Here is a 23,813-nt window from a genome sequence, read left to right as displayed (position 1 = left end):
CTCACCACTCCAGACATGTCAGCTCGCTGTACAGGTAGTCGACCCGGGCCGGGTCGAGGGCGTCGCTGCGCAGCATCTTCGGCCGCGAGCGCGACAGCCGGTAGGACCCGGCCGGCGCACCGCCCGCGACCCGGTGCTCGACCAGCGTCGCCGCGGCGCCGTGCTCCCGCAGCAGGTGCCAGGCCAGCCGCGGCGCGTGCCGCCGGAGCAGCTCCGGGTTGCTCGCGTAGAGGACCGAGGCGAAGGCGCGTACGCCCTTGCGGGTGTCCTTGCGGGCGACCACGTAGCAGTGCTCGGAGCCGGTGCTCAGCACCACGTGGCGGGCCGCCGCCGCGGCACGGTGGTCGGCGTAGAGGTCACGCTCCTCGCCCTGCAGCACCGAGTCCAGTACGTCCGGACGGCTGCTCACCCGCACCCCGCGTCTCGGCACGGCCACGGCCGGGACCAGCGAGGTGGTCGTGTCCAGATCGGTGAACTTGAGCTTCCGGTTGAGCGCGACCACGTTGCCCGAGGGCGAGAAGTCGGTGAACTCGTAGCCGGGCTGCTTCAGCAGCGTGGTCAGCAGCCGCAGCCCCTGGGCACGGTGGCTGTCGAGCACGCACCAGGCGCCCAGGTTGCAGATCTGGAGCGTCTCGGCGCCGACGGTCCGCTCGGAGTAGTAGGCGAGGTAGGCCCCGACGACCCGGTCGCCCTCGGCGAGGAAGAAGCCGTGGTTGGGCTGCGGTACGTCCCACGGCACCCGCAGCGCCTGGGTCCACTCCAGCTCCTGGACCCTCGGGTTCAGCTGCTCGTGCAGGAACGAGGAGACGGCCGGGAGGTCGTCGGCCGTGATCGGAGACATCGCCGCCTTCATGCGCTCGCCACCCATTCGGGACCGCGCGGGGCCTTCATCCGCCGGCGGCTGACCAGGGTGCGTACGGCACGTCGCGAGGTCTGCTTGCCCAGCAGCGCCCGGCTGCACTCGCGGGCCAGCACCATCAGCCAGTACGCGGCGCCCTGGACCCGCCCGCGGCGGGCCGTGAAGAGCCGCACCCGGTTGGCGACCAGGAGCGCCCACAGGCCCGGCGAGGTGGTGGACTCGCCGCCGAGGTGCACGGCGCGGGCCTCGGGCACGAACCGCACCCGGAAGCCACGATCGCCGGCGCGCAGGTGGAACTCGGTCTCCTCGGAGTAGAGGAAGTAGGACTCGTCCCACGGGCCGCACGCCCGCCAGCACGCGGCGCTGATCAGCTGGGTCGAGCCCTCGGCCCAGTCGGTGTCCTGGACCCGTTCGTACTCGGCGGGCGACGCCACGATCTCCCCCGCCCAGCGGACCCGGCCGGCGCGGTTGGCACCCACCACGGCATCGGCGAAGGCCCGCACCAGGCTCGGCGCACCCCGCATCGACTCGATCAGCCGGCCCTCGGCGTCGACCAGCCGGGGCACCGCGACGCCGACGCCCGGCCGACCGCCGGCCGGCAGCGCGAGCTCGCGCGCCAGCGCCACCACGCAGCCGGGCTCGAGACGTACGTCCGGGTTGAGCACCAGCACCGCATCGAGGTCCGGATCCGCGGCAAGAGCGGCCGCCACGCCGGCGTTGATCCCGGCGGCGTAGCCGCCGTTGCGCCCGGTCTCGACGACGGTCGCCTCCGCCGCGAGCCGGCGCGCGGTCGCCACGGTCTCGTCGGCCGAGGCGTTGTCCGCGATCACCAGATGCCATCCGAGACCCGCCAGCCCACCCGGCAGGGAGCCGACGAGATCGGCGAGCAGGTGAGCGCTGTTGTAGGTCACCACCACGACGGCGATGGTGCGGATGGACTGCGGCACGCCACGAGTCTTGACGGCGCAGACCCCCGGCGGAGCCGCCTCCCGACCTCAGATCCCCCGTATGAGGTAGGCCTTCCCACGGCGTGACCGGACACGGCCTCCGGCTCCTTAGCGTGGAGAGCATGCCCGCTCATGTGACCAACATCTGCTTCCACGGCATCGGCGTGCCCGAGCGCGAGCTGGAGCCGGGCGAGGACCGCTACTGGATCAGCCAGGACGCCTACGAGGACATCCTGGACGCCGTCGCCGGCCGGCCTGAGGTGCGGATCAGCTTCGACGACGGCAACCACTCCGACGTCGCGATCGGACTGCCGGGCCTGCTCGCCCGCGGCCTGACCGCGACCTTCTTCGTCCTGGCCGGACGGCTCGGGCTGCCGGGCAGCGTCGACCGCCTCGACATCCGTCTCCTCCGGGTGGCGGGCATGCGGATCGGCACCCACGGCATGGACCACGTCAGCTGGCGCGGCCTCGACGCCGCGGGCGTACGCCGCGAGCTGATCGAGGCCCGCGAGCAGATCACCATGGCGGCCGGTGAGGTGGTGGAGGAGGCGGCGCTCCCGCTCGGCCGCTACGACCGCATCACGCTGCGGCACCTGCGTCGGCTGGGCTACCAGCACGTCTACACCAGCGACCGCGCCCACGCCGTGGCCGGAGCCTGGCTCCAGCCGAGGTTCAGCATCACCGCGGACGACGACGGTGCCGGCGTGAGAAGGCAGATCCTGAACGGGCAGGGCATCGCCAGGCGGGTGGAACGCCAGGCGGCCGGGCTGGTCAAGAGACTGCGCTGACCCGGAGCGAGCACGGAGCGAGCACCGAGCGGGCACGGAGCGAGGCGCGGAGAGAAGTAACCAGTTTGAAGGATGCCCCCGGCCCCGCGGTCGGGGAGGGTCGGCAGAGCAGTGCCGACAAGACAATGGCCATCGAGACGCGAACGGGTGCGAACACATGCCAACCAAGCCAGGCCGGCGCCGGCGGATCGCGGTCCTAGGAGGCCTGGCTCTGCTGCTGGCCGCCACGACCTGGTTCCTGTGGCCCGAACCGGCGCAGGTACGCAACGTCGGCTCCGACTCGCTGCCGACGGTGCCACCACCCGCGAGCGCGACCCCCTCCCCCGCGCCCTCTGCCGACCCGAGCCCGTTGGCCTCCTCGACGCCGACGACCCCGACGCCCACCCCGACGCCCACCCCGGAGGGAACCGAGTCCCCGACGGCCACCGCGCCCCCGGTCAAGGGGTTCCCGACCCGAGAGTCGGCCGGCCTGCCCCGGGGCTGGAAGCCGAAGCGCACCGTGACGGGTGACTTCTGGGTCCAGCACCGCGGTGCGGTCGTGGAGGACCTGCGGATCACCAACGGCGTCATCTACGTCACCGCTCCGGGCGTGACCCTGCGCCGCATCGAGGCGATCGCCTCGGTCGTGGTCAACGACTACAACGACCGGTGCAGCCCCGGCCTGCGCATCGAGGACTCCGACTTCGTCCGGAGCAGCGCCCCCACCACCGAGGAGGCCTGGCCGGCGGTCTCGGCCGGCGGCTACACCGTGCGCAACGTCGTCATCGACGGCGTGCCCGAGGGGCTGCGCGCCTCCAACAAGGAGCGCTGCGGCGGCGTCGGCATCCACGACTCCTTCGTCCGGGTCACCTCGCCCGACGTGTGCAGCGACTGGCACGGTGACGGCCTGCAGGGCTACGGCGGCGGCACGATCAAGGTGCGGCGTACGGTGATGATCCTGGACGTCAAGAACAACTGCCACGGCACCGCGCCGTTCTTCAACCCCGCGGAGCAGGGCAACGACTCGGTCGACATCGACGGCCTGATCGTGGCCGGCGGCGGCTACCCGTTCCGCAACGGCACACCGGGATCGGTGCGCAACCTCTACGTGGTCGACCAGAGCTGGGTCTACAACCCGCTCGACGTGGACTGCTCGCTGGTCACCGAGTGGAGCGCGGCCGTGGTGACCATGGACTCGGCGGGTCAGCCCGTCCCGCTGCGCGACCTACCCTGCGAGTGACCTCCGAGTCCCCGGAAACCGCGATTTATACCGAGTTTTGAGGGTGACTGTTCCGGAAGGGTCAAACGTAAGGTCGATGCCGTTGCCGGTATCCCCCTACGAACAGGTGCATTCATGCCCTCGCACAGCAGGCCCCCGAGCACGCATCGACGACGGATCGACCGCCCCCCCACGGTCGCGACAGGACCACCCGGTGGCGGCGTGCCGCCTTCGCCAGCGTCCTGGTCACCCTCGTCACCGGCGGTGTCCTCTGGACGTTGGGGGCGGCGACCGCTCACCCGAAGACGGTCAGCCTTCTCCCCGACCACGCGGCCCCAGCGGTCCCGGGCCACCGACCACCAGGTCGACGCCATCGTCCATCGCCGCCCAGCGCTCCTCTGACCCTGAGCCCCAACCCTTCGACGAGCGCCGCTCCGAGCGCTCCGGCGAGCACGCCGGCGGCTCCGTCGACCTCCCCGACCTCTCCGGGCTCTCCCAGCTCTCCGACCGGCGCTGCGACGACCTCCGCCGCCTCCTCCGGTGGCTTCCCGACCCGCGCCTCGGCCGGGCTGCCGGACGGCTGGCAGCCGAAACGGTCGGTGACCGGGACGTACACGATCAACACCCCGGGAGCCGTCGTCGAGGACCTGCGGGTCACGAACGGGACGATCAACGTCACCGCCAGGAACGTGACCCTGCGCCGGGTGCAGGCGGTCGGCTCGGTGATCGCCAACTACACCAGCGCCACCTGCGCGACCGGTCTCGTGATCGAGGACTCCGAGATCGTCCGTGGCACGGCCCCGACGACGGACGAGGCCTGGCCGGCGGTCACCTCGGGCGGCTACACGGCCCGCAACGTGCTCATCGACGGGGTCCCGGAGGGCTTCCGGGCCCAGGGCAGGTCGGCCTGCGGTGGCGTCGGGATCTACGACTCCTACGTACGCGTCGTCTCCCCCGACGTCTGCACCGACTGGCACGGTGACGGCATCCAGGGGTACGGCGGTGGTGCGCTCACCGTCCGGAAGACGGTCATCGACTTCGTCGACACCAACAACTGCGGCGGCACCGCCCCGTTCTTCTACCCCGACCAGGACAACACCTCCGTCGACATCGACGGCCTGGTCGTGAGCGGCGGCGGCTACCCCTTCCGGCTCGGCACGCCGGGCACGGTGAGGAACCTGTACGTGGTCGACCGGAGCTGGGTCTTCGGACCGCTCGACGTCCGGTGCAACCTGGTCACCCAGTGGCAGGCCGCGATCGTGACGATGGACTCAGCGGGCCAACCCCGGCCGGTCCGAGATCTTCCCTGCGGGTGAGGGCGCTTCGGGTGAGGGCGCCGCGGGCGGCGGCTTCGCGGTCAGCCGGGTGATCGCGCTGCCCAGCCCGAGGACCAGGAAGATCGTGCCCATCGTCATTGGAAAGGCGAACGCGTCGAAGAAGGCCAGCCCGGCGAAGCCGGCGGCCGCGGCGCCGACGAGCGCGATGACGAGGTCACGGGTCTTCGGGTCCTCGCAGGCCCGGTAGACCCTGGCGAGCTGGACGAACGTCGCGATCACGAACGCCGCGAAGAGGAGCACGCCGACGATCCCGATGCTCACCATCATCTGGAGGTACTGGTTGTCGAAGATGCGGTACTTGGGCAGGAACGTCCCCAGCCCGCGCCCGAAGAACGGGTTGCGGTCCACGAAGAACCAGGCCACCCCGTAGCTGTCGGTGCGCGAGGTGACGCTCGGGTCCTGCTCGGCGCCGACGAACATGCCGGTCACCGAGTTGATGATTCGCGGCGCGACCAGGAAGACCAGCCCCAGACCGCCGACGGCGAGCCCCAGGACCGCCCCGCGCTGCTTCCGCGACCAGCCGATCATGCAGACCCCGACGGCGATGGCCGCGCCGAGGTAGGCCGACCGGCTCGAGGAGGCCGCGATGACCATGCAGATCAGCATGACCGGCGCCCAGCGTACGAGCGGGTTGCGGTTGCGGTGGTGGAAGCCGACGTGGAGCGCGATCGGCAGCAGCATCCCCATCAGGGTGCCGTACTCGATCGGGCTCAGCGCGGTCCCGGCGGGGCGTACGAGGCCGTTGCGCATCGCCAGCTCGACCGTCGTCATCGGGGTCAGGACCGGGACCGAGATCCGGTCGACGAAGACCTGCTTGGCGAAGAACTGGGCCAGCCCGAGGACCGCCAGGAAGCTGCCGCCCACGACCAGCCGCCACACCAGTACATGGACCCGGGCCATGCTCGGGATGGCATCGCCGGCGAGCAGCAGCGTGCCGACCCAGGAGACCATCGCCAGGATCGCGACGTCGGCCGGGCTCACCTCGTCGCGGCTGATCGGGCGCGACATCGCGATGACATAGGTGATCCCGACGCTGAACAGGAACAGTGCCAGGACCAGCCGCATCGGCTGCGGGGGCCGGTCGACCGGCAGCGGCCGGCCGATGCTCAGCAGCACCCAGATCGCGAAGCTGCCCAGCCCCATGAGCATCGAGACCGAGCCGGCGCTGCCCAGCGGGCGGAAGACCAGCCAGGACGGGATCACGAAGACGGCGAACGTGTAGAGGCTCAGCCACGTCACCGCATCGACGCCACGGCGTACGGCCATCGTTCCGGCCTCAGCCGCGGAGGCGCTGGACGACGTGGTCGTTCCGGTCGGCCCAGCCGGCCCGGTCGTCCTCGTCGGGCTCGTCGGGCTCGTCGTCGGCGACGTCCTGGGCGGCCAGCGACGCGGCCCGCTCCTCGCGGGCCAGGCGGCGGCGCAGCACGATCCCGTCGACCGCGTAGACCAGCACCGCGGTCATCGCGAGGCCGAGCACGACGGCCATGATCCGGGCCCGCAGCGGTCCGCTGCCGTCGATGGCCGCCGTCTCGTCCAGCGCGAGCGGCCGGGAGCGGAGCCGGGCATTTCCTCGCGCGTTGACCTCGTCCTGGAGCCTGCCGAGGGTCTCGGGGATGGAGTCGGCGACGAAGTTCAGCGCCTCGATGGCGTTGGCCTCGCTGTCCGCGCTGACGTCGATCGCGATCACCGGGCCGCGTGTCGACTCCTCCATCGAGACCGTGACCGAGGCGCCCGGGGTGACCTCGGCGATCGCCTCCTGGGCCGGCGCGCTGGTGTAGTAGGCGACCACGACCCGGGCCGGCAGGTCGAGCCCGCCGAGACCCAGGAACGGGTTGCCACCGGGGCCGACCGCGTTCTTCGAGGGCAGCATCAGGACCAGGCCACGGGCGGTGTAGGAGGGCGCCACGAACGCCGATGCGCTGTATCCCAGCACGCCGGTGAGCAGGATGCCGATCACCGCGAGATACCACCGCCGCCGGATCGCACCGACGAACTCCGACAAGACCATGGGCCCGAACGTACCCAGCCGGGATCGATCCGGGACGACCTCTCCGAGGCCCTACCCGATTTGGGCGATGACCCCGCTGACCTGCGTGGACTCCGCCTCGGCGGACCTAGCGTTCAGGGCATGGCGCTGTGGGACCTGCTGCGGGCGATGGTCCGACGATGGCCGTTCGTCGTGGTCGGCGCGCTCATCACGCTCGCCGCCGCGAACTACGCCAGCCAGGACCGCAGCATCTACTGGACGCGTACGGATCTGGTCTTCCTGGCGCCGAAGAACGCGCAGTACCCGAACGCGCTGCGGGCCACCTCCGAGGACCTGGTGATCACCGCCGGCGTGGTCGGCAAGCTCGTCGCCGGCACCCGGCAGGTGCCCAAGTTCACGGCCACCGATGCGGGGCTGATCGGCATGGGCGTACGTGACGGGTGGACCGTCCGGCTGCCCGACACCGGCGGCCAGTGGGCGCCCAACTACGTCGACCAGTGGCTGATCATCGAGGTCGTCGGGCCCGATCCGGAGACCGTCCGCAAGCGCAAGGAGCAGCTGGTCGAGAAGATGGCGGCCGCGCTCGACCGGGTGCAGGACGAGTACAAGGTGGCCCGGGCCTTCCGGATGACCACCAAGGAGGCGCCCGGCTCGACCGTCGTCTACCCGGTCGGCGGCAGCTCGCGGCGGGCCTTCGTGGTCTCCGGGCTGCTCGGCGCCGCGGCGATCCTCTACCTGGTCGTACGCATCGACCCGATCCTGCTGCGGCGCCGGCAGCGTCGCGCCGAGACCCTCACGGAGCCCGACGTTGTCTGAGACCCGGCCTGAGACCCGCCCGCACACCGCGCTCGCCTGGAGCATCGCGAACACCGCGGTCACCAAGCTCGGCACGATGATCGTCGGCATCCTCGTCGCGCGTCTGCTCGGCCCGGAGAGCTACGGGACCTACGCCGTCGCCTTCCTCGCCCTGATGGCGGTGCTCAGCTTCAACGAGCTCGGGGTGAGCCTCGCGGTGGTGCGCTGGAAGGACGACCCCCGCGAGATCGCGCCGACGGTGACCACGATCTCGGTCGTCTCGAGCCTGCTCATCGCCGCGGCGATGGTGATCGGGGCGGGGCCGTACGCGCGCGCGATGGGTGAGCCGGACGCGGCGGCGCTGGTGGCTCTCTTCGCCGTGCCGGTGGTCCTCAGCGGGATCAGCGCGACGCCCGCGGCGCTGCTGCAGCGCAACCTGATGCAGGGCAAGCGGATGCTCATCGACCAGCTGGCCACGGTCGTGGCGGTGCCGGTCATGCTCGGGCTGGCGCTGGCCGGCGCGGGTCCGTTCTCGCTGGTCATCGGCCATGTTCTCGGCGTCTCGGTCACCACCGTGATGTTCCTGCGGATGTCGCCGCTGCCGTGGCGGCTGGGGCTCTCCCGCTCGCATGCGGTCGCTCTGCTCCGCTTCGGCACGCCGCTGGCGGTGACCAGCATCCTGGTCTTCGCGGTCGGGTTCGCCGACCAGATCGTCATCGGCAGCACGCTGGGCGCGACCGCTCTCGGCTTCTACGTCGTCGCCTTCAACCTCTCCAGCTGGCCGGTGACGATGCTGTCGAAGCCGTTGCGGCAGGTCACGCCGGTGATCTTCGCGCGGCTGCAGCGTGATCCGGACGGCATGCGGCATGCCTTCTCCCGGCTCTCCGCGCTGGTGCTGACGGTGACGCTCCCCGGCTGCTCGGCGCTGGCCGCGCTGGCGCCGGAGGTGATCCGGCTCGTCTACGGCCACGTCTGGCTGGCCGCTGCGGCACCGCTCCTCTGGCTCGGCGCACTGGCCGTGCTGCGGATCTCCTTCGAGCTCGCCTACGACTTCCTGGTCATCGCCGGCTCGACGCGGAGCCTGATGACGATCCAGATCGTCTGGCTGATCGCCCTGGTGCCGGCGCTGCTGGGCGGGGCGACCTGGGCGGGCGTGGGTGGGGTCGGGCTGGCCGCGTTCGCGGTCGGGCTCGTCGTCATCCTCCCGCTGCACCTCGTCTACCTCGCCCGGGCCGGGGTCGGGCTCGCGGGCCTCGCCGCGGGTGCCGCGCTGCCCGCTCTCGGCGCTGTCGCCGTCTGGGCCGCGGCCGTCGGGCTGCGCGCCGTCCAGCCGTCGGTCTGGGTGACCTGCGTGGTCACCGGGCTCGTGCTCGCCGCCGTGTGGGCGGTGCTCCTGCGGCGCCGGCGCGAGGACGTCAGCTGGTTCCGCTCCGGCGCCGGCTCCCCCACCGAGACCCCCACCGATCCCCGGAGCGAGGACGTGCATGTCTGACCGTCTCGACGACAACCACCACACCCTGGAGGAGATGTACGCCGCCGCCGCAGCCGCCGGGAGACGACGGCCGCAGCGCGCGGCCGCCCTGGCCCAGGCCGCGGCCGAGTTCGCCTGGGGCAACCACACCGGCTGGTTCGCGTACGAACCGCTCGAGGTGCTGCTCTCCGACCTGGGCCGCTCGCTCCCCTCCGTGCCGGCGCCGGCCCGCCCCCGGCGTACGTTGCACGTGGTCACGCAGATGTACCAGAGCGGCGGGCACACCCAGATCATCGCGGGCTGGACCGACCAGCTCGCCGACCACGCCCACGAGATCGTGGCGACCCGGCACATGACGTCCCCGGTGCCGGCCAAGATCGCCTCCCGGCTCGGGGACCGGGTCGGCCTGACGATGCTCGACACCACGCCCGGGTCGCTGATGCACCGTGCCGCCCGGCTGCGCGCGCTCGCCTCGACCGCCGACCTGGTCGTCTCCCACTGCCACCCCTTCGACGTCGTTCCGACCCTCGCCTTCGCCGACCGCCGCGGCCTGCCGCCGGTGGTCTACATCGACAACACCGACCACGTCTTCTGGGTCGGGGTGCGCGCCTACGACCGGGTCGTCCACCTGCGCCGCAGCGGCCAGGACCTCGCCCTGCACCGCCGTGGTCTGCCGATGGAGCGCTCGGTCCTGCGCAACCGGCCGCTGGCCGTCCGGGGCCGGACGAGACGCCGCGAGACGGCGAAGCCGCAGTGGCGCGTACCCGCCTCCGACGTGCTCGTCGTGACCGCCGCCGACTCGAGCAAGTTCCAGGGCGGCGACACCTACTTCGCGGCCGTCGAGGCCGCGGTGGCCGCCGAACCCCGGCTGCAGTGGCGGGTCGCCGGCCCCGACCCGGACTCGGAGCCGTGGGCGGGGCTGGCCCGGCGTACCTCGGGCCGGATCCAGGCCGTCGGCATGCTCCCCGACGTCGCTCCGCTCCACCTCGCCGCCGACGCCTACCTCGACTCGTTCCCGTTCGCCGGGCTCACCTCGCTGCTCGAGTCGGGTGGCCTGGCCAACCCGGTGGTCACCTTCCGCGGCCACCGGCCCGAGTGTGCGGTATGGGGCTCCGACTCCCCCGGCATCGACCACCTGATGCTGCGGCCCAAGACCCCCGACCAGCTGCGCGACACCCTCATCGACCTCGTCCGCCGCCCGCGCGAGCGGGTCACCCGCGGCACCGCGACCGCTCAGGCGATCCTGGAGTGCCACACCGGCCCCGGCTGGGTCGCCGAGGCCGAGTCGCTCTACCGGATGCCTCAGCTCCTCGACGACGACTTCCTCCCGCCCGTCCGCGGCCGCGGCCACCTCGACCTGCTCACCGTCTCCGTCCAGGCGACCAACCCGTTCAGCCGCACCTCCGCCGACATCACCGCCGGCCTCCTCGGCGCGATGCCCCTCACCGACCGGCTCGCGATCTGGCGCCAGACCCGCCGCGGCGGCGCCGGGCGTCTCCGCGATCTCGCTCCCGAGTGGGCCGCCGCGGCGGTTCGGGCGCGGTTGCGACGCCGGGGTGGCGTGATACCCGGTTGACCGGCCTCTACGAATATCTCAGGCCTGCACGCCTCACCCCACGAAGAACGCCCGATTCCGCGGACGACTCCACAACGACGCGAGGACCCCGGCCTCGACGCCGACGAGCAGCCACAGACCGGTGTCGCTGGCCAGTCCGACGACGTACGGCCCCCGGGTGGTGGCGGCGAGGGGGGCGATCTCGTCGGGCCGTAGGCCGGCGACGAGGAGGAGCTGGTCGGGGGCGGCAGCGGCGACGGCGGCGACGACGCCGGGCCAGCGGAGGGTGGCGGCGGAGAAGGGCAGGCCGTTGCGCTCGAGACCGTCGGCCTCGCCGACGGTGCCGTCGCGGGAGGGGTCGACGACGCGGATCGAGGAGCTCCCGGCGAGGCGGGCGACGTCGTCGACGAGCAGCCGGATGTCGGCGAGCACCACCTGCCCACGCGCGGGCCGGGAGACGCGGCGCAGCGAGCGCGTCACCCGGCGGGCGCGGACCGACTCCCCCAGGAACCGACGGGCGCCGCGCGCACGCCGGACCGGCCAGGAGGTGGCGCCGTGCTCGCCGCCGACGATCCCGCAGGTCGTACGCACCGGCACCAGGCCCGCATAGGTCCGCCCGACAGCACGGTGGGCGACGTCCAGGCGGGCGAGGTTGGTGGTCATGCTGTTGTGGGTCAGCGGGATGTCGACGGCGGCGGCCCGGCGGCCGGAGGCGCGCATCCGGAGGCAGTACTCGACGGCGTACGCATGCCAGGCCAGGTCGGGCGACTCCGAGAGCGGCTCGCGCAGCACCTGCGAGCGGGTGACCATGAAGAGCACCTCGTCGAGCGAGTCGACGTCCGTCGGGACCGACGTGGAGCGGCCCAGGGGGACGACCCGGTCGCGCATCGCGCCGATGACCTCGCCGTGGTGGCTGACCCCGACCGCCCCCAGCACCCCGATCGCCGGATCCGCGAGGACGGCGGAGGCGGCGGCCTCCAGCGCGGGCAGCGAGTGCAGGTAGACGTCCTGGTGGACGAAGACGACGACCTCGTTGCGCGCCAGCCGGGCGCCATGGTTGAGAGCCGCGCCGGCACTCGCGAACGCCCCGGAGACGTTGTCGACGGGGATCACCTCGGTCTGCCGCGATGCATCCGTACCGGCCTTGACCGAGGCGGCCAGGCACGACTCCAGCACCGCCGGGTCGTTGTAGACGCAGACGATCGAGACCGGTGTACGCACCTCACCCATGCCTCACCGCCTCCGTGAGCACATCGGCGACGTACTCCTGCTGCTCCGGGCTCAGGTGCGGGAACATCGGCAGCGACAGGATCTCGCCCGCCGCCCGCTCCGCGACCGGGAAGGAGCCGTCGCCCAACCCCAGCGAGGCGTACGCACCAGTCAGATGCACCGGGAACGGATAGTGGATCCCGGCGCCGATCCCGGCGTCCAGGAGCGCTTCCAGGACCCGGTCACGGGATGCGACCCGGACGACGTAGAGATGCCAGACGTCCTGGTTGCCCGGCGCGGACTCGGGCACCCGCACCCCGGCAACGCCGGAGAGGAGAGCGTGGTAGCGGTCGGCGGCCTGCCGGCGCAGCTCGTTCCACTTCTCCAGCCGGGCGAGCTTGGCGGAGAGCACGACGGCCTGGATCGTGTCGAGGCGGGAGTTCATCCCGGCGACCTCGTGGACGTACTTGGTCTCCGAGCCGTGCGCCGAGAGCAGCCGGACGGTCCGGGCGATCTCCGGGTCGGAGGTCGTCACCGCGCCCGCGTCACCGGCCGCGCCGAGGTTCTTGCCGGGGTAGAAGCTGGTCGCCGCGACCGTGGTCAGCGAGCCGCAGGCCCGGCCGTGACGGCGCGCGCCCTGGGCCTGCGCGGCGTCCTCGATCACCGGGATGCCCGCGGCGGACGCGAGCGGCAGCAGCTGCTCCACGAACGCGGCCTGCCCGAACAGGTGCACCGGCGCGATCGCCTGGGTGCGCGGCGTGATCGCCCGCTCGACCGCGGCGGGGTCGATCAGCAGATGCTCGTCGTCGACGTCGACCGGGACCGGCACCGCTCCGATCCGGGTGGCCGCCTCGGCGGTCGCGATGAACGTGTTGGCGGGCACGATCACCTCGCCCCCGGGCCGCACACCCACGGCCCGCATCGCGAGCTCGAGCGCGTCGGTCCCGTTGCCGACACCGACACAGTGAGACGCGCCGACGTAGGCCGCATAGGCGTCCTCGAAGGCGGTCACCTCCGGCCCGCCCACGAAGGCGGTGCGCTCGAAGACGCGGTCCAGCCCGAGGCGTACCTCGTCCTCTATCTCCGACTGCTGCGCCCCGAGGTCGACGAACGGCACCTTCACCAGATCAGCTCCTGACGTGAATTGAGACTGCGTGCGGGCACTCCGGCCCAGGTCTCCCCGGCGGGCAGGTCGCTGAGCAGGACCGCTCCCATGCCGAGGACGGAGTCGGCTCCCACGGTGGTGCGCTGGCGCACCGAGGAGCTCATCCCGAGGTAGGCGGCCTCACCGATCACGACCTCGCCGCCGAGGGTCACCCCGGCGCAGAGGGTGGCGTAGTCGCCGACGATGTCGTCGTGGGTGAGGACGGCGTTGGGCATCACCACGACGTGACGCCCAACGCGTACGCCGGCGGTCAGCACGACCCCGGCGAGCAGCACGGTCCCGGCGCCCAGCTCGCAGCCGGCCGGCACCGACGCGGCCGGATGGACGACGGTCGCGTAGCGCTCCGGGGCGACCCCGTAGCCGCTCAGCCGCTCGGCGAGGCGACGACGTGTCGCGCCCGCTCCGGCACAGAGCACCAGGTCGGCACCGCAGTCGGCGACGACCTCGACCGGACCGATCACCTTGGCCCCGCCGGCACCGTCGACGGAGCCGATCACCTCGCCCCAGCGCTCCCGGTTGTCGTCGACCGCGACGATCTCGTCGTAGCGGAACTCGTTGGCCGCGGCCGCCGCGGCGACCTCTCCCGCCAGCCCGCTCGCGGCGACGAGAACGAGCGCGGTCATCGACGTTCCCCCCGGAGTACGTCGATGACCCGCGCCTGCTCCGAGTCCGACATCTGGTGGAAGAGCGGCAGGATGAGCGTGGAGTCGGTGAGGTGCTCGGTGGCCGGGAGGCTGACCCCCGCGGAGGCGTACGCAGGCTGCCGGTGTGCCGCCATGATCCCGCGCCGGGCGGAGATGCCGGCCTCGGCCAGGGCGGCGAGCAGCCCCTCCCTGTCGACCCCGTAGTCCGCCAGAACCTCGATCCAGAACGACTGGAAGTTGCTGGTCCCCCAGGCCGGGTCCGCGACCGCGCGCAGCCCGTCGATCTCCGCGACGGCCTTCGCGTAGACCGCGGCGAGCTCACGGCGCCGGGCGACGACCTCGGGCAGCCGGGAGAGCTGCACCAGGCCGACGGCGGCCTGCAGGTCGGTCATCCGGAAGTTGAAGCCGACCTCGTCGTAGGACTCCGGCGGCGAGACCAGGCTGGCGTGCCGGTCGGCGGCCGAGACGCTCATCGCGTGCTCACGCAGCGTCCGCGCCCGCGCCGCCCAGTCCTCGCGCGAGGTGGTGAGCATCCCGCCCTCGCCGGTGGTGAGGATCTTGCGGGGGTGGAACGACCAGGCGGCGATCTCGGCGCCGGCGCCGACGGGACGGCCGCGGTAGGTCGACCCGGCACCGCAGGCCGCGTCCTCGATCACCACGATGTCGAGCGGGTCGCAGACCTCCCGGATCGCGTCCAGGTCGACCGGCACCCCGCCCTGGTCGACCACGATCACCGCCGTCGTCCGCGGCGTGAGCGCCTCCCGGACCGTCTCGGCCGTGAGGTTTCCGGTCACCGGCGAGACGTCCGCGAAGACCGGCCGGGCACCGACGTAGACCGCCGCGTTGGCGGTCGCGATGAACGAGAAGGACGGGACGACCACGTCGTCCCCGGGACGTACGCCCGCGACGACCAGCGCGAGATGGAGCGCCGTCGTGCAGCTCGAGGTGGCGACGGCGTGCGCCGCCTGCTGCGAGGCCGCGAAACGGCGCTCGAACTCGGCCACCCGCGGGCCCTGGGCGACCCAGCCGGAGCGGAGCACCTCGGTGACCGCGGCGATCTCCTCCTCGCCCAGCCACGGCTGCATCACGTTGATCCGGCTCATGAGTGACCACCCTGCAGAGCCCGCCCGGCCGCGATCTCGGAGCGCAGCGGCCGCCACCACTCCACCAGCTGCCGCAGCCCCTCCTCGAGCCCGATGGTCGGCGTCCAGCCCAGGTCCTCACGGGCCGCGGAGATCGAGGCGAGCCGGCGGGTGACCCCGTTCACCGCCCGCTCGGGGCCATGCTCGACCTCCAGCGCCGAGGCGCCCATCACCCGCACCAGCGCCTCGGCCAGCTCGAGCAGCGAGGTCTCGGTGCCGGAGGCGATGTTGTAGACGCCCTCGGTCACCTCGGAGGCGGCCGCCAGGATGTTGGCGCGGGCGATGTCGGGGACGCAGACGAAGTCCATCGTCTGGCGGCCGTCGCCGAAGATCAGCGGGGGCTTGCCGTCGGCGATCCGCTCCATCCACCGCACCAGCACCTCGGTGTAGGCGCCGTGCACGTCCATCCGGGGCCCGTAGACGTTGAAGTAGCGCAGCCCGACGTAGTCGAGACCGCGCATCGCCCGGAAGGACCGCACCAGCCCCTCGTTGTAGGACTTCGCGGCCCCGTAGAGGGTGTCGTTGTTGTTGTGGTGGTGTCCCTCGGGCGTCGGGAACTCCTCGGCGAGCCCGAAGACCGAGGCCGAGGACGCGTAGACCAGCTTCGAGACGCCCGCCTCGACCGCCGCCTCGACCACGTTGAAGGTGCCGTCGACCAGCACCTCGTTGGCCAGCCGCGGCTCCTCGGCGCACAGCGTGATCCGGATGGCGGCCTGGTGGAAGACCAGGTCCTTGCCGGCGGTGAGGTCGCCGACCAGGTCACGGTCGCGGATGTCGCCCTCGACCAGCGTGACCCGGCCGGAGGCGAGCGCCTCGTCGAGGTTGGCCTTGCGGCCGCGGATCAGGCTGTCGAGCACGTCGACATGGCCGACGCCCTCGGAGAGGAGCTGGTCCACGATGGTCGAGCCGATCGTGCCCGCACCCCCGGTCACCAGCACATTCGCACCGTTCAACGACGTCATCGGATCAGCTCCAGTGAAGGGGTCTCGGTGGCCACCTCGACGAGGGCGCCACGGGCTCGGAGGCTGGTCTGGGCCGCCTCCAGGACGGAGAGGACACGGAGCCCGGCGGCCCCGTCGGTGACCGGTGCGCGCTCGCCCCGGATCGCGCCGGCGAACTCGCCGACCATCCGGGACAGCGCCTCGTACTCGGGCAGCGCGGGCGCCCAGGTGTCGCCCAGCCGGTAGGAGATCGTCGCAGCGGCGCGGTCGGCGATGTCCACGCTCTGCTGGACGAGGTCGACGCCGCGGTCGAAGACGCTGAGCCGCTGCTGCGGGTTGAGGTCGTCCCAGACCAACGTACGCCGGCTCCCGCCGATCACCATCTGCCTGATCTTGGTGGGGCTGAGCCAGTTGACGTGGACGTGGGCCATCGCCCCGCCCTCGAGCGGCAGGGTCAGGTAGCCGACGCATGCCTTCCCGGCACCCAGCGGGTCGGAGCCCTGCGCGGCGACCCCGGTGGGGCGCAGCCCGCCCGGCAGGACGAAGTCGAGGATGGAGAGGTCGTGCGGAGCCAGATCCCAGAAGACGTCGACGTCGGGCTGCACCAGGCCGAGATTGATCCGCACCGAGTCGACGAACAGGATCTCGCCGAGCGAGCCGTCCTCGACCAGCTCGCGGATCTTCTGCACCACCGGCGTGTAGCAGTAGGTGTGGTCGGCCATCAGGACCAGGCCGTTGGCCCGCGCGGCCTCGACCATGCTCCGTCCCGACTCGACGTCGTCGGCCAGCGGCTTCTCGACGAGCACGTGCTTCCCGGCCCGCAGCGCCCGCTCCACCAGCACCCGGTGCGTACGGGCCGGGGTCGCGATCGCGACCGCGTCCACGTCCTCCCGGGCGAGCACCTCGTCGAGGTCGGTCGTGGCCAGCACCTCGGTGCCGCCGCCGATCACCTCCTGGGCCCGGGCGAGGTCCAGGTCGACCACCGCGACCAGCGCCCAGTCCCGTGCGTTGCGGAAGTTGCGGACCAGGTTGGGCCCCCAGTAACCGGCCCCGACCACTGCCACGCCGAGCGGTTCGCCATCAGTCATGTCGACCATGGAATCGGGTGGGGCGAGGCTCCGAAGAGCCTCGCCCCACCTATCCCCGCAATTAGGGACCGCTTCGCCGGACTACGGTGACGCCGGGCGGAACCGCACGTCCACGAAGTAGTTCGTGGAGTTCCAGGATCGGTTCGGGAGCCCCCCTCCGGTCCCGTATCGATACCGTCCGTTGGCTCCGCCCGGAGCCGTCAGCGGGCCGGCCGTCCAGTTCTGCGTGAGGGCGGCGGGCGTGGAGGAGTAGCGCCCGTTCGGCGCGTAGTAGGACACGATGTAGGTCGATCCCGGTGTGAGCGCGACCGGTGTCGCCAGCGTGGCCTGCTGCCAGCCGGTCGCGGTCTCGTTGGTGAAGGTCACCTGGGCGATCCGGGTGCCGGTCGGGCTCCACAGCGACCCCACGTGGGTGCCGGTGTTGCCGCTGCCCTTGTAGAACCGGATCGCGGTCACCGAGCCGGCCACGGACGTCCGGAAGGCGGTGCCGACCTCGATCGGCATCAGATCGAGCGTCGAGGCGTTCTGTGGCGTGACACCGGTGAACAGCGAGACCTCCGTCGCGGTGGGGGCGACCGTGGTGAACGACCACGTCTGCGTGGGCAGGCTCGCCCCGTCGGTCGAGACCACCCCCGAGACGGTCACCGACACCGTCGCCCCGGACGGCAGCGCCGCCGACGGGGTGAAGCGCAGCGTACGTCCGTCGCTGCTCAGCGTCGCCGAACCCGCCACCGCGGACCCGTTGGCGGTGACCGCCATGCTCCAGCCGCTCGCGATCCCGGTCGAGAACGTGATCGACGGGATGGCCGAGGTCGCCACGTCGATCTGGCCCGCGCTCGGGTTCCGGTCGGTGACCGAGATCGTCGGGGTCGACCGCTCGAACAGGACGTCGGCGAAGTAGTTCGTCGACCCGTACGTGTACTGCGGGAACCCGCCCGCGGCACCATAGAGATAGCGCCCGTTGTCGCCCGCCGGGGCGGTCAGGTCCCCGGAGGAGTAGGCGGTCGAGAAGAAGCCCGACGTGGTCGCGTAGTGCCCCTGCGAAGCCAGGTAGGAGACGATGTACGACACCCCTGCCTGCACCGCGACCGGACTGGACAGCGTGGCCTGCTGCCAGCCGGTGGCGGTCTCGTTGGCGAAGGTCACCTGGGCGAGCCGCTGACCGGCCGTGTTCCACAGCGACCCGACATGGGTGCCCCCGTTGCCGGCTCCCTTGTAGAACCGGATCGCGGTCACCCGCCCGTCGCGGGTGGGACTGAACACCGTCCCGACCTCGACCGGTGAGCTGTCGTCCTGGGCCTCGACCGCCGGCACCACGTCACCGAAGAGCGTCTGCTTGTCCGGTGTCTCCGCCGACCTGGTCCGGAACGTCCAGCTCTGTGTCGGCATGCTGGCCCCCTCGGTCGAGGTGATCCCACTGATCGTGACCGTCACATCCGCGGCCGCGGGCAGCAGGGAGGTCGGGTCGAAGGTCAGCGTCGTCCCGGAGTTGCCGAGCGTCGTCGTGCCCTGGATCGCCTGGCCCCCCGAGGTCGCCGACACCGAGTAGCCGGAGCTGAGCGCGGAGGAGAACGACGCCACCACGTTGGACGCGCGCGGCACCTCGACCGCCCCGGGGACCGGGCTGCGCGAGGTCATCGTCAGCGTCGGTGCACCCTTCTCGAAGACGACGTCGACCATGTAGCTCGAGGGCGAGGTCGCCGCCGGGAACCCGGTGCCATAGGCGTACGCCCCTGCCGTCGAGGTCACCCGCAGCGGCGGCTTCGACAGGTCGGCCGAGGCGAAGGCGTTCGGGGTGGCCGAGTAGTAGCCGTTGGTGCGGTAGGAGGCGATGTAGTCGGTGTTCGCCTGGATCTGCACCGGCTGCGTGAAGGTCAGCGTCTGCCAGCCGCTGGTCGACTCGTCGGCGAACGTGCCCTGCGCGAGCACGGTCCCGTTGGCCGACCACAGGGTGCCGGTGTGCGGGGCGGCGTTGTTGACGCCCTTGTAGAACTTCACCCCGGTGACGGTGCCGGCGACGTCGGCACGGAACCTGACGCCCAGGGTCAGCTGCGCGTTCTCCGGGTCCTGGAGGACCGCCGGTGTGGCGTCCTCGTCATAGAGCGAGCACGGGCAGACTCCTGCCGCGGCCGGCGGCTTGGCCGTACGGAACGACCAGGTCTTGCCGGTCGAGACCGCCGTCCCACCGCTGTCCTCGCCCGAGAGCGTGGCGGTGTAGGTGACGAACCCGGCCAGGTCGGCCGACGGCGTGAACGTCACCGTCCTGGTCGTCGAGTCGTAGGCCGTCGAGCCGGCCACCACGTTGCCGACGGAGTCGGTCAGTCGCAGCCCGACGGTCGAGGCGACCACCGGCTTGGTGAACCTGGCGCTCACGGTCGTGTTGCGCGGCACCGAGGAGGAGCCGGCCAGCGGCCACTGGTTGGTGGCGGTCAGCGGGGAGTTGTCGGTGGTCGTGTACAGCACGTCCACGAAGTAGTTGGGGTTCTGGTAGGAGCTCGCCGGGAACTGTCCCGCTCCCGCATAGACCCCGGCTGGCGCGGCACCGTAGCCGCCCTCGACCTCGAACGGGTACGCCTGGAACCCCTGCGCCGCGAACGCCCACGGCGCCACCGCGTAGTGCCCGGCCGGAGCCGTGTAGGAGACGGTGTACCTCGCCCCCGCGGCGACGGCGACCGGCTGGCTGAACGTCGCCGACTGCCAGCCGCCGCTGGACTCGTTGGTGAAGGTGACCTGGGCCAGCCGCTCGCCGCTGCTGCTCCACAGGGAGCCCACGTGGGTGCCGGTGTTGCCGGCGCCCTTGAAGAAGCGGACGCCCGCGACGTACCCGTCGGCCTGCGGGGTGAAGCGCAGGCCGAGCTCGGCGGCGCCGTTGTCGTCGGCCGAAGGGGTCGCCGGGCTGGTGACGGCGTTCCAGGTCGTCGGCACGTCCCGCTGGCCGAGGATGCTGCACGGGCAGGTGACCGCGAAGCTCCTGGTCACCGAGGCGCCGATGTTGGCACTGTCGTCGACGGCGCGGACCCGCACCGGGGTGCTGCCGACCCCGGGCTGGACGTACGTCACCGACCAGGCGGTCGTCCCGGTGGCGGGATGCCACGAGGTGCCGTCGTCGAGCGAGTACTCCACGCCGGCGACCACGCCGCCACCCGTGTCGACGGCGGTACCGGTGAGCGTCACCTTGGTCCCGTTGGGCTGCGTCGAGCCGGCGGCGGGCGAGGTGATGGCGACCGTCGGTCCGGTCGTGTCGGTCGACTTGGTGGCCGCGGTCAGGCCGGTCATCAGCGTGGTCGGCTGGGCGCCCATGTCGGCCAGGAGGTTCACCTGGGCCTGCTGCATCCGCTTGTCGGCGGTCTCGTCGTGGTAGGGGTTGTCGTGCTCGGAGTCGAGGCCCCAGGTCCACTGGACCGACCCGGCGCCGAAGACCAGCGCTCCGCTGGCCGCCCGGTAGAGCGTGAGCGAGTGGGTCGTGGTGCCGTCACCCGTGATCCGGCCGAAGTCGCGCATGTACTGCCCGGGGATGAACCCGGTCGTCTCCGACATCCGGATCGTCCCGGGTGGCCGGAACCCGTTGTCCTGCTCCTCGTCGGACTCGTAGCCGACGGTGTGCGGCGCCAGTGCGGTCGAGTCCGCGGTCATCGCGGCCAGGCCGGTGTTGCGCCACAGCCGCAGCCCACCTTGCGACTTCTTCACCGTCACCGGCAGGTCGGTCAGGTTGGACATGAAGATGGTGCCGGTCAGCGCGTTCTCCGGCTTGCCACCGCCCTGCGACTTCGGCGCGTAGCGCGGGTCGCGCCAGGTGCCGGTCGACTCCGCGCTGGGGTCGATCTTGGCCTGTGCCCAGGACTCCTTGTAGGTCACCAGGGTCCGGTAGGGCGTGTTGGTGCCGTCCTTCGACGCCTCGTAGCGGGTCCGCCAGTAGACCTCGTTGCCGCTGAGGAACTGCAGGTTCACGCCGGCGTCGCGCGCGGCCTCGACGTTGGCGCGCTGCTGCCCGCTCCAGTACTCGTCGTGACCGACGCTGAGGAACGTCTTGTGGTTGGTGAGCAGCGAGCCGCGGCGGTCGGTGTCGACCCCGGAGATGTAGCTGATGTCGTAGCCGTTGCGCTCCAGGAACCGCACCGCCGGGTACTCGTTGGCGAAGAAGAAGTCGTGGGAGGTGCCACCGGAGCGGGTCGCGAACGGACGGTTGTAGCTCAGCTTGTAGGCCCGTCCGTTGCCGCCGCCGACGTAGAAGCTCGAGCCGCCGTAGGAGTTGTAGGCCTGCCAGGTGGTGTCGGAGGTCTGGAAGACGACGTCGGAGTGGCTGTCGTCGTCGCGGACGATGAAGGTGATGTGGCTCGACTCGTTGGTGTCGGGGCGGTCCAGCTTGGCGATGTAGACGCCCGAGACCGCGGTCGCCGGCACGTTCCAGGAGGCCGAGACCGCCCAGTTCCCGCAGTCGGTGATCTCGGTGGTGGTGTCGCGATAGCAGTTGGGCTGGCTCTGCGGCAGGTTCGCCGACGGGGTCACCGAGGTGATCCGGCGGGCACCGTCACCGCCGTACCAGCCCATCCGGTAGATCGTGATCGCGTACGCCGAGGCGTTGGTGTCGATCTTGAAGTCGATCCGGTTGCCCGCGTTGACGCTGATGTCGGTCGCGAATCCCTGGATCGAGCTGTCGCCGGCGCCGGTGATGCCCCATTCGCTCGATGGATTACCGGGTTTGCTGTTCTCACAGGCGATCGCATTGCCCTCCGGGCCGCACGGGTCGGCGCTGGCGCTGGACGCGGTGACCAGCGAGAGGACAGGGGTGACAAGAACAACTCCGAGCAACGCGGCCAGTCCCGTACGCAGCTTCACAGTCGTGCTCCTTCTCGGATCAGGCTCGCGAGCTCTCGTCGCGCAACCAGGTGGTGTAATCGCCGGTCCGGACAGCTCTGCGGGAGAGCATCCGGGCGACGAGGGTGACTGTCAGGAAGACCGGAACCCGGAGTCCGATCGACGGTTGACGCAGCCCGAGGGCAAGCAGGTCCGAGAGTGAGGTGGATCCGTTCCTCGCGCCGTGGTCATCGGCTTGAGCGTTGCCGGTCGCGACGCGGATCCGGCGTCTGACCAGGTCTTTCACCGTACGCGGCGGCCGCACGACCACGGTCGCGTCGGCGACGACACGGCGCTCGTCGGGCGTGAACAGCTCCGAGGCGACCAGGTCGTCGTTCAGCAGGCCGTTCCCGGCGGCGGCGACCCTCGCCTGACCTTCGGCGGTGAGGCAGAAGGCGCCGCGGCCGAACAGGCCGCTGCGTACGCTCGGGAGGGCCTGCCACACCCGGTAGTAGGCGCGGACCGGCCAGGACGACGACGCCAGCGGCACCCTCCGCTCGGGCGCGACCGCCAGCACACCGTCCTCGTCCAGCGCGTCGATCAGCCGGAGCAGGTCGGTGCCGGTGAGGCGTACGTCGGCATCGAGGTGGAGCCGCGGGAACGTATGGGCGGCGAGGTTGCCCACCTCGACCGCGCGCGCCTTGGAGGCCTCGGCGATCTCCAGGACGCGTACGCCCGGGACGGTCCGCGCCATCGCGGCGGTGTCGTCGGTGCAGCCGTTGCACACGACCACGACGTCGACGGCCCCGTAGGGGATGCCGTCGAGCAGGGCCGTCAGGTTCTCCGACAGCCCGCCGGCCTCGTCGTGCGCCGGCACCACGACGCTCGCGATCACGACGGTCCCACCCCGTTGGGGACCACGAAGTTGATCATGTTGCTGTTGTCGTAGTCCTTGGCGATGACCCGGCCGGGGTTGCCGCCGACGAGGCTGCGGGGCGGGACGTCCTTCGACAGCACCGTCCCGGCGGAGATGGTGCAGCCGTCACCGACCGTGATCGCGCCCGAGATCACCGCGCCGGGGCCGATCCAGACGTCGTCGCCGATCGTGGGCACGCCGAGGTCGCCGTCGGCGATGCGCTGGCCGATCGTCACGTTCTGGTGGAGCACGCAGTTGCTGCCGATCGTGGCCGGGCCGACGATGATGCCCGAGCGGTGCATGAGCAGCAGCCCGGGCCCGATGTCGGCGCGCCGGAAGAGGTCGGCGTGGTGGACGCGGATGGTGCGCCGGTTCCAGAACCAGTAGAGGCCCAGCGCGAGCACGCCGAGGACCCGGTTGCGAGCGCGCAGCCGGGTCGCCCAGCGTCCGAAGCGATAGGCCGCCACGCAGTGCAGCTCGTAGTCGAAGAGCCAGAACCGCAGCCTGGACAGCCACGACGTACGCGGACCGTCCAGGACGATCGCGTACATCTTGGCCAGGTCGACCGCGAAGTCGCCTGTGTTCCGGGCTCCGTCAACTAGCAAGGCTCTGTGCCTCTGACGTCTTCCGGGCGACGTACGCCACCAGGTTGGCGACGCCGTCGAGGTTCTCGGGCACGGTCTCGGCCTCGTCGACGGAGATCTCGAACTCCGCCTCGAGGAACTCGATGAGCTCCAGGATCCCGGTCGAGTCGATCACGCCCGACTCGACCAGCGACTCCGACGGCCCGGGCAGCCGGGTCTCGTCACCCAGCAGCAGGCTGTCCAGGATGAAGCCTTCGATCGTGCGCTGTACGTCCGCCATCACATCTCCCTGCTTGTCAACGGCCTGTGAACGGTTATGAGGAATGCCTCCCGTTCTGTCAGCCGGAGGGGGTCGAGAGCCGAAATCAGGCCCGGAGATGCCGACATTGGGTG

General features: G+C 71.6%; 21 protein-coding genes. 6 read left to right on the top strand and 15 right to left on the bottom strand.

Annotation, left to right across the window (positions count from 1 at the left end; translation table 11 throughout):
- Nucleotide 1 precedes the first annotated feature (1 nt).
- Complete coding sequence (locus tag UG56_RS24600; protein WP_143055186.1) at nucleotides 2–841, bottom strand: hypothetical protein; 840 nt, start codon at nucleotides 839–841, stop codon at nucleotides 2–4.
- Between the two features lie 8 nt (nucleotides 842–849).
- Nucleotides 850–1,806 (bottom strand): glycosyltransferase, encoded by a 957-nt coding sequence (locus UG56_RS24595; RefSeq protein WP_071327307.1) that lies wholly within the window; start codon nucleotides 1,804–1,806, stop codon nucleotides 850–852.
- A gap of 122 nt (nucleotides 1,807–1,928) precedes the next feature.
- On the opposite strand from UG56_RS24595, the gene UG56_RS24590 reads away from it, so the two are divergent.
- Together UG56_RS24590 and UG56_RS24585 are read left to right on the top strand one after the other, a co-directional pair.
- Nucleotides 1,929–2,594, top strand: coding sequence for a polysaccharide deacetylase family protein (locus tag UG56_RS24590; protein ID WP_045551534.1), 666 nt, complete (start codon nucleotides 1,929–1,931; stop codon nucleotides 2,592–2,594).
- 157 nt (nucleotides 2,595–2,751) lie between these two features.
- Nucleotides 2,752–3,813 (top strand): hypothetical protein, encoded by a 1,062-nt coding sequence (locus UG56_RS24585; protein WP_052694169.1) that lies wholly within the window; start codon nucleotides 2,752–2,754, stop codon nucleotides 3,811–3,813.
- A gap of 274 nt (nucleotides 3,814–4,087) precedes the next feature.
- Here UG56_RS24585 and UG56_RS28110 read toward each other — a convergent pair whose 3' ends face one another.
- Complete coding sequence (locus tag UG56_RS28110; RefSeq protein ID WP_143055185.1) at nucleotides 4,088–4,408, bottom strand: hypothetical protein; 321 nt, start codon at nucleotides 4,406–4,408, stop codon at nucleotides 4,088–4,090.
- On the opposite strand from UG56_RS28110, the gene UG56_RS24580 reads away from it, so the two are divergent.
- Nucleotides 4,392–5,108 (top strand): hypothetical protein, encoded by a 717-nt coding sequence (locus tag UG56_RS24580; protein ID WP_052694167.1) that lies wholly within the window; start codon nucleotides 4,392–4,394, stop codon nucleotides 5,106–5,108. The two genes, UG56_RS28110 and UG56_RS24580, sit on opposite strands and share 17 nt — an antisense overlap.
- Here UG56_RS24580 and UG56_RS24575 read toward each other — a convergent pair.
- Together UG56_RS24575 and UG56_RS24570 are read right to left on the bottom strand one after the other, a co-directional pair.
- A complete protein-coding gene (locus UG56_RS24575) occupies nucleotides 5,064–6,395 on the bottom strand; it encodes an O-antigen ligase family protein (RefSeq protein WP_256206881.1) in 1,332 nt (443 codons plus the stop codon). The two genes, UG56_RS24580 and UG56_RS24575, sit on opposite strands and share 45 nt — an antisense overlap.
- Before the next feature lie 10 nt (nucleotides 6,396–6,405).
- Nucleotides 6,406–7,137: a hypothetical protein gene (locus UG56_RS24570; protein WP_045551533.1), complete on the bottom strand. Its 732-nt coding sequence runs from the start codon at nucleotides 7,135–7,137 to the stop codon at nucleotides 6,406–6,408.
- A gap of 120 nt (nucleotides 7,138–7,257) precedes the next feature.
- Between UG56_RS24570 and UG56_RS24565 the strand changes: the two genes are divergently transcribed.
- Genes UG56_RS24565 through UG56_RS24555 form a run of 3 tightly spaced genes read left to right on the top strand, consistent with a single transcriptional unit; the run spans nucleotide 7,258 to nucleotide 10,958 of the window.
- A complete protein-coding gene (locus tag UG56_RS24565) occupies nucleotides 7,258–7,932 on the top strand; it encodes a hypothetical protein (protein WP_045551532.1) in 675 nt (224 codons plus the stop codon).
- Nucleotides 7,925–9,403, top strand: coding sequence for an oligosaccharide flippase family protein (locus UG56_RS24560; RefSeq protein ID WP_071327306.1), 1,479 nt, complete (start codon nucleotides 7,925–7,927; stop codon nucleotides 9,401–9,403). The genes UG56_RS24565 and UG56_RS24560 overlap by 8 nt, the downstream gene beginning before the upstream one ends.
- Nucleotides 9,396–10,958, top strand: coding sequence for a hypothetical protein (locus UG56_RS24555; protein ID WP_071327305.1), 1,563 nt, complete (start codon nucleotides 9,396–9,398; stop codon nucleotides 10,956–10,958). The genes UG56_RS24560 and UG56_RS24555 overlap by 8 nt, the downstream gene beginning before the upstream one ends.
- Nucleotides 10,959–10,991: 33 nt before the next feature.
- On the opposite strand, the gene UG56_RS24550 is transcribed toward UG56_RS24555, so the two are convergent.
- The 10 genes from UG56_RS24550 to UG56_RS24505 all read right to left on the bottom strand — a co-directional run bounded on the left by UG56_RS24550 (nucleotide 10,992) and on the right by UG56_RS24505 (nucleotide 23,700).
- Nucleotides 10,992–12,167 (bottom strand): glycosyltransferase, encoded by a 1,176-nt coding sequence (locus UG56_RS24550; RefSeq protein ID WP_071327304.1) that lies wholly within the window; start codon nucleotides 12,165–12,167, stop codon nucleotides 10,992–10,994.
- On the bottom strand, nucleotides 12,160–13,269 hold the full coding sequence (locus UG56_RS24545; RefSeq protein ID WP_045547634.1) for a DegT/DnrJ/EryC1/StrS family aminotransferase: 1,110 nt from the start codon (nucleotides 13,267–13,269) through the stop codon (nucleotides 12,160–12,162). Before UG56_RS24545 ends, UG56_RS24550 begins: the two co-directional genes overlap by 8 nt.
- Nucleotides 13,266–13,934, bottom strand: coding sequence for an acetyltransferase (locus UG56_RS24540; RefSeq protein ID WP_045547633.1), 669 nt, complete (start codon nucleotides 13,932–13,934; stop codon nucleotides 13,266–13,268). Before UG56_RS24540 ends, UG56_RS24545 begins: the two co-directional genes overlap by 4 nt.
- Entirely contained in the window at nucleotides 13,931–15,058 is a 1,128-nt protein-coding gene (locus UG56_RS24535; RefSeq protein WP_045547632.1) for a DegT/DnrJ/EryC1/StrS family aminotransferase, read from the bottom strand. The genes UG56_RS24540 and UG56_RS24535 overlap by 4 nt, the downstream gene beginning before the upstream one ends.
- On the bottom strand, nucleotides 15,055–16,035 hold the full coding sequence (locus UG56_RS24530) for an NAD-dependent epimerase/dehydratase family protein (RefSeq protein ID WP_256206880.1): 981 nt from the start codon (nucleotides 16,033–16,035) through the stop codon (nucleotides 15,055–15,057). The genes UG56_RS24535 and UG56_RS24530 overlap by 4 nt, the downstream gene beginning before the upstream one ends.
- A gap of 20 nt (nucleotides 16,036–16,055) precedes the next feature.
- Complete coding sequence (locus tag UG56_RS24525; protein WP_256206879.1) at nucleotides 16,056–17,126, bottom strand: Gfo/Idh/MocA family protein; 1,071 nt, start codon at nucleotides 17,124–17,126, stop codon at nucleotides 16,056–16,058.
- 81 nt (nucleotides 17,127–17,207) lie between these two features.
- Complete coding sequence (locus UG56_RS24520) at nucleotides 17,208–21,962, bottom strand: DUF4082 domain-containing protein (protein WP_052693275.1); 4,755 nt, start codon at nucleotides 21,960–21,962, stop codon at nucleotides 17,208–17,210.
- Between the two features lie 19 nt (nucleotides 21,963–21,981).
- Nucleotides 21,982–22,815, bottom strand: a complete 834-nt coding sequence (locus tag UG56_RS24515) for a glycosyltransferase (RefSeq protein WP_218145283.1) — start codon at nucleotides 22,813–22,815, stop codon at nucleotides 21,982–21,984.
- Nucleotides 22,812–23,441 (bottom strand): serine O-acetyltransferase, encoded by a 630-nt coding sequence (locus UG56_RS24510; RefSeq protein WP_052693273.1) that lies wholly within the window; start codon nucleotides 23,439–23,441, stop codon nucleotides 22,812–22,814. The genes UG56_RS24515 and UG56_RS24510 overlap by 4 nt, the downstream gene beginning before the upstream one ends.
- Nucleotides 23,431–23,700 carry an acyl carrier protein gene (locus UG56_RS24505; RefSeq protein ID WP_045547629.1) on the bottom strand — a complete coding sequence of 90 codons (270 nt, stop codon included), beginning with the start codon at nucleotides 23,698–23,700 and terminating at the stop codon, nucleotides 23,431–23,433. The genes UG56_RS24510 and UG56_RS24505 overlap by 11 nt, the downstream gene beginning before the upstream one ends.
- Nucleotides 23,701–23,813 lie beyond the last annotated feature (113 nt).

This window comes from Nocardioides luteus (assembly GCF_000960475.2).
GTDB lineage: Bacteria > Actinomycetota > Actinomycetes > Propionibacteriales > Nocardioidaceae > Nocardioides > Nocardioides luteus_A.
The sequence above is the reverse complement of the archived record's forward strand: the minus strand, read 5'-3'. Positions and strand labels throughout refer to the sequence as shown.

What these genes read in the sequence shown, in the direction of transcription:
- UG56_RS24600 (WP_143055186.1), bottom strand. Translation starts at nt 841, where the DNA reads ATGTCTCCGATCACGGCCGACGACCTCCCGGCCGTCTCCTCGTTCCTG.
- UG56_RS24590 (WP_045551534.1), top strand. Translation starts at nt 1,929, where the DNA reads ATGCCCGCTCATGTGACCAACATCTGCTTCCACGGCATCGGCGTGCCC.
- UG56_RS24585 (WP_052694169.1), top strand. Translation starts at nt 2,752, where the DNA reads ATGCCAACCAAGCCAGGCCGGCGCCGGCGGATCGCGGTCCTAGGAGGC.
- UG56_RS24575 (WP_256206881.1), bottom strand. Translation starts at nt 6,395, where the DNA reads ATGGCCGTACGCCGTGGCGTCGATGCGGTGACGTGGCTGAGCCTCTAC.
- UG56_RS24570 (WP_045551533.1), bottom strand. Translation starts at nt 7,137, where the DNA reads ATGGTCTTGTCGGAGTTCGTCGGTGCGATCCGGCGGCGGTGGTATCTC.
- UG56_RS24565 (WP_045551532.1), top strand. Translation starts at nt 7,258, where the DNA reads ATGGCGCTGTGGGACCTGCTGCGGGCGATGGTCCGACGATGGCCGTTC.
- UG56_RS24555 (WP_071327305.1), top strand. Translation starts at nt 9,396, where the DNA reads ATGTCTGACCGTCTCGACGACAACCACCACACCCTGGAGGAGATGTAC.
- UG56_RS24550 (WP_071327304.1), bottom strand. Translation starts at nt 12,167, where the DNA reads ATGGGTGAGGTGCGTACACCGGTCTCGATCGTCTGCGTCTACAACGAC.
- UG56_RS24540 (WP_045547633.1), bottom strand. Translation starts at nt 13,934, where the DNA reads ATGACCGCGCTCGTTCTCGTCGCCGCGAGCGGGCTGGCGGGAGAGGTC.
- UG56_RS24535 (WP_045547632.1), bottom strand. Translation starts at nt 15,058, where the DNA reads ATGAGCCGGATCAACGTGATGCAGCCGTGGCTGGGCGAGGAGGAGATC.
- UG56_RS24525 (WP_256206879.1), bottom strand. Translation starts at nt 17,126, where the DNA reads ATGACTGATGGCGAACCGCTCGGCGTGGCAGTGGTCGGGGCCGGTTAC.
- UG56_RS24505 (WP_045547629.1), bottom strand. Translation starts at nt 23,700, where the DNA reads ATGGCGGACGTACAGCGCACGATCGAAGGCTTCATCCTGGACAGCCTG.